Below are 12979 nucleotides of genomic sequence, written 5' to 3' on the forward strand. Positions count from 1 at the left end.
TATTCATTCACAAAGATAATAATAACGGATGGTATTATACTATTTCTTTGATAACAAATAACATTTCTATGTTGTTAAGGGGGGGTAGAAAACAAAAATAGGAAGAAAACGAAGTCGTCTTCTCCCTATTTGATTCTATTAAAAACTGATGAAGTGTTTCGTATTGGCGAAAGGAACTTCTTTGGAATTAATATCCCGGATTCTGAGAAACAGAACCTAATGTTTCGCGCACTTCACGGGCTGGGATAGGATATAACTCATGCTTTCCGCTGACAAACCGTGAACCGGCTGCGTAAGTGTAGTTACTTCCTAATCCTTCCTGGCCATTGTAGTAGCTTAGGAAATTCTGAGAAGTGGTTGCTATTGTTTCTTTCAGGAGATTCCAACGGATAAGATCGAGCCGACGGTTACCTTCGAAGCAGAGTTCACGTCCGCGTTCGGCTACAATGAAGTTAAAGAAGTCATCTTTTCCGGCGAAGTCACTTGTTTTCAGGTCTACATCTGCGTTTACTGTTAAATAGGGTTTTCCAAAAGCGCGGCGGCGTACTTGGTTAACACGTTCAATGGCTAAATCATTCGGACCGTCATTCAGTTCGTTTTCAACTTCTGCACTCATCAACAGAACGTCGGCATATCGAAGTAATGGGAAGTTTACATCGGTGTTGTTATTGTCTTTGATAGCAGCTGTTTGCCAGTTACGGCGCCACTTGCCTGGTGACCAGTTCTGACTGTTCTTTTCGGCTATTTCTACAATTTTACTATTGGCATTGATACTGAATGTGGCTACTGCTACATCCCGGCGTAAATCTTTCTCATCAAAAGTCTCATAAAAGAATTTATGTGTTTTGATGAATGAATTGGCTCGTCCATAAATGGAATTTACATTAATTTCAGGACCGTTGTATGTTCCCATATTGCTGGCGCCAGCGTTCTGTCCGGTTGGATTGTAGAATGATATTTCGCAGATATTTTCAAACGGATCGTATTTTAGTTCACACATGTTGCGGAAGTTCTTTTCATATCCACTGGAGTATGTACCGTCTGCGTCGATCAGCCCATGTTTGCCAGAAGATATCAATTCGTTTAAAACTGTTTGTGCTGCCTGGTAGTATTCTTTATAATTACCGGGACGTTTGATTGATTTATCCTGATAAAGTGAATATCCTCCGCGGAATAAATAAGCCCGTGCCAGTAATCCCATGGCTGCTCCTTTTGAGAGTCTTTCTCCTTTCTGGTTACTGTCATCACACCACAACAGGCCCGGTATTGCTTCTTTTAAATCAGTTATAATTTGTGCATACACTTCATCCCGGTCTGTTTTTGGGAGTTTAAAGTTATCCCCGTCTTTTGATGGATCAAGCTTCAAAGGTACATCTCCCCAAAGGCGCACCAGGTCGAGGTAACACATAGCACGCATACATTTGGTCTGAGCTACCAACCGATTGAATACCAACTGGTCACTTTCTCCATTAATTACCACATTGTCTTTTTGGTCTAGAATTGTATTGGCGCGATCTATTCCCTGATAATACAACTCCCAGGAGCTTTGTAACCAAGAGTGTTCTGCATAGGCATTATAGTGGCCTAAGTCGCGGGCAACATGACCTGTACCAGCTCCCTTTACGTGAGCGATGTCTGTGTCACAATCTCCGTATACCTGCCAGTATTGTCCGTAGGTAGTGATACTGCTGAAAGTTTCGTATATACCGTTGACAGCCATTTCCATTTTGCCAGTAGTATCGAAGTAGGTATCTGCGCTGTATTTTCCGTAAGTTTCTTCTTCTAGCTGATCAAGACAAGAGGTAGAAATAACTCCTGTGAAGAGAGCGAATGCACTTACTTTTATTATATTTACTATTCTATTTGTTTTCATAATTTCAAATTATTATCAGGTTAAAATGAAAGATTTAATCCGAATACGAATGACAAGCTTCTTGGATAAGCACCCCAGTCAACGCCTGGAGTCAGACCTCCGTTCGGTTTGGTATTAACTTCCGGATCATAACCAGAGTAACCAGTAATGGTAAACAGATTGTATGCAGAAGCATACACACGAAGGTTGCTGATATATGCTTTTTTCAGCCATGTTTTCGGGAACGTATAACCGAAAGTGACATTGTTCAGGCGTAAGAATGAAGCGTCTTCTACATATCCGGAATGGAAAGCTAAATTGCTGGATCCTTCAATGGATGCATAGTTTGCATTACGGTTGAGGATGGCGAGTTTTTCAGGATCTTTGAAAACATTGGCACCTGTACCGTCAATATACGTGAAACGTTCGGCTGCATTCGCTAATGAATTACGGTTCTTGTTATTCATTTTGGTAAAATACATCTTATTAGCGTTGTACACATCACCACCAATCTGGAAATTCAGACCGATAGAAAGATCGAAACCTTTGAAAGTGAAGTTGTTGATAAATCCACCGATAATATCCGGAGTTGCATTTCCGATCACGGTTTTATCATCCGAAGTGATACCTTTCACACCGTCTGTATCTTTAAATTTCCAGTATCCGGGTTGTATGCTGGCATCATAAGAATTGCCTTCTCCGTTCAGTACATATCCGCCGTTACCGCTGTTTGCAGCATTGTCCCAGTGGAAATCTTCCACCATATAGATTCCTTTTCCGTCCAGCTGATAGCCGTACATCTGTCCCATGGATTGTCCTACAGCGATGATGTAATCGTCATCGTTAAATTCAGATACAGTTGACCATCCGGAACGTTCAGTGAAATAATCTGCATCGGCCAGAGCTACAATCTTATTCTTGTTGTGAGCAAAGTTCAGGTTACTTTCCCAAGTGAAGTTTTTGTTTCTGATATTAATGGTATTAATAGAAACTTCAATACCACGATTGCGCGTTTCACCTACATTCTTCATAACGGTTGTATATCCTGATAATCCGGGAAGTTTTGAATTCAACAACAGATCTTTGGTCTGGTTATTATAGATATCGATCGTAGCCTGAATACGTTGATCAAGGAAGCCCATTTCAAGACCTAAGTTGGCTGTAATGTTAGTTTCCCATTTGAGGTTCGGATTGGGAAGCTGTGAACTTGCATAAGTCGGTACTAATTGATCTTCATAACTGGTGTTGCCGGAGCCCATGATGGCTAATGAACGGTAACTACCGATATTGTCATTACCTGCCATACCATATCCGAATCTAACTTTCAGATTTGAGAATACATTCAGATTTTTGATGAAATCTTCTTCAGAAGCACGCCATGCGACAGAACCGGCAGGGAATACTCCCCATTTATTGTTCTTACCGAAACGATTGGAACCATCGGCACGAACGGTTACAGTAGCAAGATATTTACTTTTGTAGTTATAGTTGGCACGTCCGAAGAAAGATATTTTACGGTATTTATAATGGGTAGTAGAAGGTACATTAGGGTTCGTTCCCAATGAGAAATCGTCAAAACCAAAGTTTACATCAGGGAAATTGGTATTTGTCACTGACAATGTTTTTGTTTCGAGCATATAGTCTTCCTGACCTACCAATACATCAAATGAATGTCCGTTCTTAAGTTTCGGGGTATAAGTCACGGTGTTGTTATATTGCCAGCCGTTATAGTCATTGATGTTCTTTGTTCCGTAAGGAGCTCCACTATTAATAGCCTGGCGACTCTGTGCCTGATAGAATACATCATTATTCAGGCGACGTTCACGAAGACCTACAGAACCGCGATAGATGAGATTGTCTAATATTTTAAACTGTACTTCTCCGTTGATTTGTAGACTCTTATTTTCTTTAGTACGTTCTTCTGCCTGAATGGAGATCAATGGGTTTTGCATCTGGTTACCACTGTCTTCATCAGTAATCGGGTCACGTTGGAGGGTTAACAAATCAGAGTCGTTACCATATTTACCAATAACAGGACGATATTGGAGGATATGCTGCATACGGCTGAAATATCCGGATTCGTTCAGAGAACCCAATCCTTCAGAAGTTTCGTTGCTGTAGTTAGCATTGAAGGTGACTTTTAACCGCTTGTTGACATCCTGTGTAAATTTAGCACGGATATTGGTACGGGCAAAACCACTTCCCTTCATAATTCCATCATCACTGGTACGTGCTATTGAAATGTTGTAACTGGAAGTCTTGGTTCCTCCACTGATACTTACTTTGTGGTTTTGAGAAATAGGGCTGTTACTGCCGAATACTTCATCCTGCCAGTCTATACCTGCACGATTGCCATAAACACTTGGAATATTTTGATAAGCTGCATACATCTGATCCAAAATGGTACCCCCGTTTTCATCATAAGGGTCTGCATAATATTTCAGATAAGTTTGTTTGTCGGAGTCTGCACCGATCATTGCACGTTCATATTCCAATTTTGCGAATTGTTCTGTGCTGAGAAGGTCAATTCTCTTTGTCAGTTTCTTGAAACCTACATACATGTCATAGCTAACGGTCGCTTTGCCTTCTTTACCGGATTTTGTTGTAATAAGGATTACACCGTTTGCTCCTGCAGAACCATAAATGGCTGTTGATGATGCATCTTTCAATACATCAATAGATTCAATATCACTCGGATCGAGTCCGTTCATGCCATTCTCACTTTGGAAACCATCTATAATATATAGAGGTTCATTACTCTGTGTGATTGACATTCCACCACGTACACGTACTGAAATTTCTGCATCGGGGGAACCTTGAGATTGAATTACCTGCACACCGGCTATTTTACCAGCTAATGCCTGTGTTACACTGGAAACCGGTATTTTACTTAATTCACCTCCCTGAACGGAAGAAACGGAACCAGTTAAATCGCGACGCTTAGTGGTAGCATAACCAATTGCTACAACTTCGTCCAGTTGAATAGAGTTGGGGACTAGAGTCACATTGATCTGGCTACGACCGTTGACCGGAATTTCTTGTGTATCCATACCTATATAGGTAAATACCAGTACGTCTTTTGCTGCGTTATTTACCTTTAATGAGTATTTCCCATCGATATCAGTGATGGTACCTGTGCCGGTGGCACCTTTTATAACTACATTGGCACCAATTACTTCAAATCCGTCACTGTCTATTACTTTACCTGTAACAGTAAGGCTCTGTGCCTGTATGTTAAGGCCGACAAATAGAAAAATTGCCGTGAAAAGGAATTTTTGAAAATTTTCCATAACAATTAAATAAAGGTTGTACTTTGAATTTTTATTCTGTCCAAAAATATTGCAAATCTCTAAAACGATTAATTCCTATTGTCTTTAGTTTATTTAAAAATCGCTTTATGTCTTTCACTTTTGTTCATAACTCTTTCATTTATGTCTAAAAAATGTGCTAAGAGCTTAAACTATTCTATTTTTATATAGATTTGGTGATAGATATTCTGTAGATAATCACCGTTTTTTTTCTCTTTTTGTGGTATGTTTTTTAACGTGTTCGATATGAGATTGATTCAGATATCCATCGTTTTTTCGTGTATAGAGGGATTAGCTTGGTTGGTGAGTAAAAATACCTCTTCCTCTCTCTACATTTTATGAACAGGCTGATTGAGTTTTATGTGAGGAGAACGTGTGCCAAATTGTAGTATACAGAGGAAAATCTTACTTTATCACAAAGCTACTGATTTGATACGTTCCACACATTGTTTTTTTGTTGCATTAACATTGTTAACGTCGCTTTTTTAACAAGATGAGGTTTATATGCAGATTGTACACTTTAATACCTCAATATTGTACAATCTTGCCATGCAAAAGTGTACAATATTGAGGTATTAAAGTGTACAATCTTATATTTCTTAAAAATAGAGCTTGCTAGTCTTTGATTATCATTGATTTATGATTCGTAAACGTACTGTGCTCTATACTGAATTTCACTTTGTGTGAATGTCTGTAATTGTTCTTTTCGCAACCAAATATTCAAGCAATGATTGCCAAGTACAAAAAAACTTATGCCAGACTTCCTATTTCATCCAGATTCTTTTGGATGTCTTCATCACTGAGTGAGTAATTCACCAAGTCTCCTGCCAGGAACTTATCGTATGAGGGCATATCGATAAGTCCGTGACCGGAAAGGTTGAACAGAATAACTTTCTCTTCACCTGTCTCTTTACATTTGTTTGCTTCACGGATAGCAGCAGCGATAGCGTGACAAGATTCCGGGGCAGGAATAATACCTTCGACTTGTGCAAATAAGCAACCGGCTTCAAAAGATTCTAGCTGCTTGATGTCTACTGCTTCCATCAGTCCGTCTTTCAACAATTGAGAAACAATAACGCCTGCACCATGATAACGAAGACCACCGGCATGAATGTTGGCTGGAGCGAAGTTGTGTCCTAATGTAAACATGGGAAGCAACGGGGTATATCCGGCTTCGTCTCCAAAATCATACTGAAATTTACCACGTGTCAGTTTGGGACAGGAAGCTGGCTCGGCTGCAATAAAACGGGTTTTTTTACCGTCTAGAATGTTGTGACGCATGAAAGGGAAAGCGATACCTCCAAAGTTTGAACCGCCTCCAAAGCAAGCAATCACCATATCGGGATATTCTCCTGCCATCTCCATCTGTTTTTCGGCTTCCAGTCCGATGATTGTTTGATGAAGTGTAACATGGCTAAGTACAGAGCCGAGGGTATATTTACAGTTCGGAGTGGTACGGGCAAGCTCGATAGCTTCGGAAATGGCTGTACCCAATGAACCCTGATAATTGGGATGGGCGGTCAGTATATCTTTTCCGGCACGGGTAGACATAGAAGGAGAGGGAGTGACCTGTGCTCCGAAGGTTTGCATGATACTACGACGATAGGGCTTCTGTTCATAACTGATTTTCACCTGATAAACGGCAGCTTCCAGCCCGAAAAGCCGGGCAGCATAAGCAAGAGAAGCTCCCCATTGTCCTGCACCTGTTTCCGTGGTTACATTGGTTACTCCTTCCTGTTTGCAATAGTAAGCTTGCGGGATAGCAGAGTTTAATTTGTGTGAACCCATTGGGCTGACACTTTCATTCTTAAAATAGATATGTGCCGGAGTTCCCAGAGCTTTTTCCAGTCCATAAGCACGTACCAGCGGAGTACTACGGTAGTATTTATACATTTCGCGTACCTCTTCGGGGATCTCGATCCAGGCATCAGTCTGGTTCAACTCCTGACGTGAGAGTTCTTCTGCAAATATGGGAAAAAGGTCTTCTGCTTTTAAAGGTTGCTTTGTACCGGGGTGTAAAGGAGGCATCGGCTTGTTTGCCATGTCAGCCTGAATATTGTACCAATAGTGTGGAATTTCTTCTTCGGGTAGTAGGTACCTCTTTGTCTTGTTACTCATGATATTGTAAATTTTAATATTTTGATTGCCAAAAATAGGTATAATTTTTAATACAACGATTAAATAGTCAACAAAGAATCGAATTTGTTGTTATTTTAATTAAGTTTGCACCTTCACACATTGACACATTATTTATCATGAAAATTTATCATAAAATATTGTTGTATCAGAATAAGTTACTACAGCCTTATGTTCGTGTTTTGCTCAGGCTAATAGCTGCTTTTACTTATGTAGCCTCATTACTATTGATAGTAGGAGTAGTTTATGAACATGGGTTTCCACTTTCAAGTGTGGATGTGGAGCATCTTAAAATATTATATAAGGCTGTCTGGATTATCTTTTTGATAGATGTGACCTTGCACTTCCTGTTGGAATACAGAGATACAAAAAAGAATTATCGTAAACTGGCATGGGTGTTGAGTGGCTTACTTTATCTGACACTCATTCCCGTTATTTTCCATCAACCTGAGGAGAGTGGGGCGATTCTTCATTTTTGGGAATTCCTGAACAGTAAGTTTTATCATGTAACCCTTTTATTACTTTTTTCTTTTCTTAATTTGTCTAATGGTCTGGTACGGCTGTTAGGACGCAGGACGAATCCTTCATTAATTCTGGCGGTGAGTTTTCTGGTGATTATACTGATAGGTACGGGATTGTTATTACTGCCACGTTGTACGGTAGAGGGAATATCTATTTCGTGGGTGGATGCATTGTTTACTTCAACAAGTGCAGTGTGTGTGACAGGTCTTGTGCCGGTGGATGTATCTGCTACTTTTACCCCCTTGGGACTTACGGTGATTATTCTGTTGATACAGGTCGGTGGGTTGGGAGTAATGACATTGACCAGTTTCTTTGCTATGTTTTTCATGGGAAATACTTCGTTGTATAATCAATTGGTGGTACGTGATATGGTGAGTTCTAATTCATTGGGTTCATTACTATCCACACTGTTGTATATATTGGGTTTTACGTTAGTGATAGAGGGTATGGGAATGCTGTCTATCTGGCTGGGCATTCATGGTACATTGGGGATGGACCTGCAGGAAGAGTTGGCTTTCTCTGCTTTTCATTCCATCTCGGCATTTTGTAATGCCGGATTCTCTACCCTTCCGGGTAATCTGGGTAATCCGATGGTGATGACCGGGCATAACTCTCTGTATATTTCTGTTTCTTTATTGATTATTTTGGGTGGTATTGGGTTTCCTATCCTGGTGAATTTTAAAGATATTGTGCTTTACCATTTGCACCGTTTCTGGAAGTTTGTGCGTACACTTAAACTGGATAAACATAGAGTACAGCATCTTTATAATCTGAATACGAAAATTGTATTGATTATGACTTTCCTGCTTCTCGTATTGGGTACACTCGCCATTGCCGCCTTTGAATGGAATGGCTCTTTTGCCGGTATGTCTGTAGCGGATAAGTGGACACAGGCATTTTTCAATGCTACCTGTCCGCGAACGGCAGGGTTCAGCAGTGTGGATCTGACAAGCCTGAGTATACAGAGCATATTGATTTATATTTTGCTGATGTGGATAGGTGGTGCAGCACAATCTACGGCAGGTGGAGTCAAAGTCAATGCTTTTGCCGTTGTAGTGATGAATCTTATGGCAGTGCTGCGTGGTACAGATCGTGTAGAAGTTTTTGGGCGTCAGCTTTCACATGATTCGATCCGTCGTTCTAATGCAACGGTAGTTATGTCTCTTGGGGTGTTGTTTCTGTTTGTATTTATATTGAGCATAATGGAACCTAAAATGTCGATTATGACACTAACGTTTGAGTGTGTATCGGCATTGAGCACAGTAGGATCGAGTCTGAATGCCACGCCCTTACTTCGGGATGAGAGTAAGTTATTGGTGGCTTTGTTGATGTTTGTAGGTCGCGTAGGATTAATAACACTAATGCTGGGCATTGTGAGACAAAAGAAAAATACGAAATATCGTTATCCGAATGATAACATAATAATAAATTGAATAATATGTCAATTGGCACATTATTCAATCGGTACATTAAAAAAATATTGATATGAAATACATTATTATTGGTCTGGGAAATTATGGGCATGTGTTGGCAGAAGAGCTTTCTGTATTAGGGCATGAAGTGATAGGTGCGGATATCAGTGAAAGCAGGGTAGATAGTATTAAAGATAAGGTAGCTACTGCTTTTGTAATTGATGCAACAGATGAGTTATCGTTAGCAGTACTTCCGCTCAATAGTGTGGATATTGTGATAGTGGCAATCGGAGAGAATTTCGGTGCTTCCATTCGTGTAGTAGCGTTGCTAAAGCAAAAGAAGGTGCAACATATCTATGCGCGTGCTATTGATGCGGTACACCGTTCGGTATTGGAAGCTTTTAATCTGGAAAAAATACTGACTCCGGAAGAAGATGCAGCGCGTAGTCTGGTACAATTGCTGGATTTTGGAACTAATATGGAAGCATTCCGGGTAGATTCAGAATATTATGTGGTGAAGTTCTCTGTGCCGGAGAAATTTATCGGATATTTTGTCAATGAACTTAATCTGGATGAGGAGTTTCATCTAAAGTTGATAGGGTTGAAACGAGCAAATCGGATAGAGAATTGCTTAGGGATTTCACTGACGGAACACAGCATAGTAAATGAGCTTCCTGAAAATGATAAGATACAGGAAGGAGATGAATTGGTGTGTTATGGTAAATACAGAGACTTCCAGAAGTTCTGGAAGGCATTATAACATTAAAGTTAATAATGGGCATTGTCTGCCACGTAGCTTTCTTCTGTGTATAAAACGTTATAAAGTTCAGACTTAGGTTTTATTATACTCTAAAAAATATTCCTTGTTATTTTCGTTTTCAGAAAATAGCAAGGAATGTATATTTTAAGTGAGTTATTATTTATCTGTTAGCTTTCAGAGCTTCTTCCAGATCGATACCCAGTGCTTTGGCAACGCCTGCTCCATATGCCGGGTCTGCTTTATAGCAATTACGTACGTGACGTTGTTTAATGAAGAGTTCGGAATCTCCCATGGCACGCGCTGTGTTTTCAAACAGTAGCTGTTGCTCATCTGCCGGCATTAGTCGGAAGAGATCGCCTGGTTGGCTGTAATAATCGTCATCATACTCCCGTTCATTATAATTATAAATATCACCATGAACCTTCAAAGGTGGTTCTTTCTTTTCAGGCGAGTCTTTCCATTCGCCATAACTGTTGGGTTCATATCCTTTGGTAGCACCATAATTACCGTCTACACGCATAGAGCCATCGCGATGGTAGGAATGGAACGGACAGCGAGGTTTGTTAACCGGTATCTGTTCCGAATTAACGCCCAGGCGATAACGCTGTGCATCTCCGTAGGAGAACAAACGGCCTTGTAGCATTTTGTCGGGAGAGAATCCAATACCTTCTACAATGTTTATCGGATTGAAGGCAGCTTGCTCTACTTCTGCAAAATAGTTCTCAGGATTACGGTTCAGTTCAAGAATGCCTACGTCTTGTAGCGGAAAGTCTTTGTGTGGCCATACTTTAGTCAGGTCAAATGGGTTGATGCGGTAATTGTCTGCTTCTTCTTCCGTCATCACTTGAATCTGGAACAGCCATTTTGGATAATCACCTTTTTCAATACTTTCGAATAAATCGCGTTGGTGTGATTCACGGTCTTTGGCAACAATGGCTTCAGCTTCCTGGTCAGTCAGATTCTTGATACCTTGCAGGGTACGCAGATGGAATTTTACCCAGATACGCTCGTTTGCGGCGTTATAGAAACTATAGGTATGGCTGCCGAATCCATGCATATGACGGTAGGAATAAGGAATGCCACGCGGGCTCATAGTGATGGTTACCTGGTGTAATGCTTCGGGTAGCAGTGTCCAGAAATCCCAATTACTGTTAGGGCTACGCATGTTTGTTTTTGGATCTCGTTTGATGGCATGATTGAGGTCAGGAAACTTCAGAGGATCACGTAAAAAGAATACCGGGGTATTGTTTCCTACCAGGTCCCAGTTACCTTCTTCCGTATAAAATTTCATGGCAAAACCACGAATATCACGTTCTGCATCGGCAGCTCCGCGTTCACCGGCTACGGTAGAGAAGCGGACAAAACACTCTGTTTTCTTTCCTATTTCGCTGAATATGGCCGCACGGGTATACTTTGTAATGTCATGCGTTACAGTAAATGTTCCGTAAGCTCCGGAACCTTTGGCATGCATACGTCTTTCAGGGATTACTTCCCGGTCAAAATGAGCGAGTTTTTCAATTAACCATGGATCTTGCAAGGTGATAGGGCCACGAGGACCTACTGTCTGTGAATTCTGATTGTCGGCAACAGGGCGGCCGTTGGTAGCTGTAAGTTTCTTTTCTTCCATAAATGTGTAGTTTGTGAGAGTTTATAAATATATAACAAAGATAGGGGAGATTTGCTCACTTGTCAAACAGATATTTTCTATGAGAAAATAGAAAAAAACGATAAGGTTTGTAAAGATGCAGAGGAATCGTTTATTAATTGTTAAAAAAGTGAGAACAGACTAAACTTATTGGGTTTCAGTGAGTCGTATATTCAGTTGCAACAAAAAAACTGATAATTAATCAACTTAAAAGCAAAAGTCAGTATGAAAAGAATAGTATTTTTAATGGTTACCCTCTTTCTGATGGGTAGTGTAGTGATGGCACAGGGACAACGGGGCGAACATAAGAAAATGACTCCGAAAGAACGTGCGGAACAAATGACAGAACGTATGGTTAAGGAATACTCTTTGAACGATACGCAGAAGAAACAATTGTTTGAAGTAAATCTTGCACAGTGTGAGAAGATGGGAGATCGTGCTTCGATGCGTCCGCAGAGAGATGGAAAGAAAGCACCTGAAATGACGAAAGAAGAACGTGAAAAGATGCGTGCAGAGATGAAAGCTAACAGTGAGGCTTACAATGCGCAGCTGCAAAAGATAATGACTAAAGATCAATATGCTTCTTATACCAAGAAGCAGGCTGAACGTGAACAGCGGATGAAGGATGGACGCAGACAGAAAAAGTAGCTTAACTTTCAACCTTGAATTCTTGTGTATATCCGGCTCTTTTTGTTCCTTTGTCGTCATAAATTAAAGAACGGATTAAAGATGAAGAGATTCATATATTTGTTTATTCTGTCACTGTTAGCAGGGTTAACTGCTTGTGGCGGTGGAAGTAAAAAAACGGATGAAGGTTCATTGATCCTCATGCAGGATAGTGTAGATAGCCGGGGATTGCAGCGTATGCAGGTATCGAAAGCCGAAGTGGATATTAAATTTAAGGGGAAGAATTACCGCTCTTTTATTTCTCGTACTCCTGATGAGAACCTGCCGCTTGTGAAGAATGAGATGGGGAATACTTTTGTTGACAACAAGATTCAGCTCCGTTTGACCCGTGGCAATGAGCAGGTCTTTAATATGACTTTTACAAAGAAGAACTTTTCTTCTATTGTAAGTGATGATTTCTTGTCGAAATCTATTCTTGAGGGGATGGTGTATAATAAGACTACACCTCAAGGTATTGTCTATGCGGCCAGTGTGTGTTATCCGCAGACAGACTTGTATGTTCCTATCTCTATAACGATTACTGCCGATGGTAAGATGACAATGGAAAAGGAGGAGTTGCTGGAGGAAATATATGAAGAAGACAGTATTTAAACTCTCTGATATGTTTTGACAGCATATTTACACAAATATGATAATTTTTAAAACAATTGAAAGGTA

Annotated in this window: 8 protein-coding genes; 4 read left to right on the forward strand and 4 right to left on the reverse strand. The window is 40.4% G+C overall.

Going from position 1 to position 12979, the window contains the following annotated elements:
• Positions 1-187: 187 nt before the first annotated feature.
• The 3 genes from K8P02_RS03555 to K8P02_RS03565 all read right to left on the reverse strand — a co-directional run bounded on the left by K8P02_RS03555 (position 188) and on the right by K8P02_RS03565 (position 7278).
• Positions 188-1873 (reverse strand): RagB/SusD family nutrient uptake outer membrane protein, encoded by a 1686-nt coding sequence (locus K8P02_RS03555; RefSeq protein ID WP_002561941.1) that lies wholly within the window; start codon positions 1871-1873, stop codon positions 188-190.
• Positions 1874-1893: 20 nt separating this feature from the next.
• Positions 1894-5142 carry a SusC/RagA family TonB-linked outer membrane protein gene (locus tag K8P02_RS03560; protein ID WP_025866935.1) on the reverse strand — a complete coding sequence of 1083 codons (3249 nt, stop codon included), beginning with the start codon at positions 5140-5142 and terminating at the stop codon, positions 1894-1896.
• 768 nt (positions 5143-5910) lie between these two features.
• The gene (locus K8P02_RS03565) at positions 5911-7278 is read right to left on the reverse strand and encodes a TrpB-like pyridoxal phosphate-dependent enzyme (RefSeq protein WP_002561939.1); all 1368 of its coding nucleotides are present in this window, start codon (positions 7276-7278) and stop codon (positions 5911-5913) included.
• Between the two features lie 137 nt (positions 7279-7415).
• Here K8P02_RS03565 and K8P02_RS03570 point away from each other — a divergent pair, with 137 nt between their 5' ends.
• Both K8P02_RS03570 and K8P02_RS03575 read left to right on the forward strand, forming a co-directional pair.
• Positions 7416-9251 (forward strand): TrkH family potassium uptake protein, encoded by a 1836-nt coding sequence (locus tag K8P02_RS03570; RefSeq protein ID WP_025866934.1) that lies wholly within the window; start codon positions 7416-7418, stop codon positions 9249-9251.
• 52 nt (positions 9252-9303) lie between these two features.
• Positions 9304-9990 (forward strand): potassium channel family protein, encoded by a 687-nt coding sequence (locus K8P02_RS03575; RefSeq protein ID WP_002561937.1) that lies wholly within the window; start codon positions 9304-9306, stop codon positions 9988-9990.
• 160 nt (positions 9991-10150) lie between these two features.
• Here the strand turns inward: K8P02_RS03575 and K8P02_RS03580 are convergent, their stop codons facing one another.
• Positions 10151-11617, reverse strand: a complete 1467-nt coding sequence (locus tag K8P02_RS03580) for a catalase (RefSeq protein WP_025866933.1) — start codon at positions 11615-11617, stop codon at positions 10151-10153.
• 243 nt (positions 11618-11860) lie between these two features.
• On the opposite strand from K8P02_RS03580, the gene K8P02_RS03585 reads away from it, so the two are divergent.
• Positions 11861-12283: a DUF4890 domain-containing protein gene (locus K8P02_RS03585; protein WP_002561935.1), complete on the forward strand. Its 423-nt coding sequence runs from the start codon at positions 11861-11863 to the stop codon at positions 12281-12283.
• 81 nt (positions 12284-12364) lie between these two features.
• A complete protein-coding gene (locus tag K8P02_RS03590) occupies positions 12365-12913 on the forward strand; it encodes a DUF4738 domain-containing protein (protein WP_025866932.1) in 549 nt (182 codons plus the stop codon).
• Positions 12914-12979: the final 66 nt, after the last annotated feature.

The organism is Bacteroides nordii (genome assembly GCF_019930665.1).
Taxonomy (GTDB): Bacteria; Bacteroidota; Bacteroidia; order Bacteroidales; family Bacteroidaceae; genus Bacteroides; species Bacteroides nordii.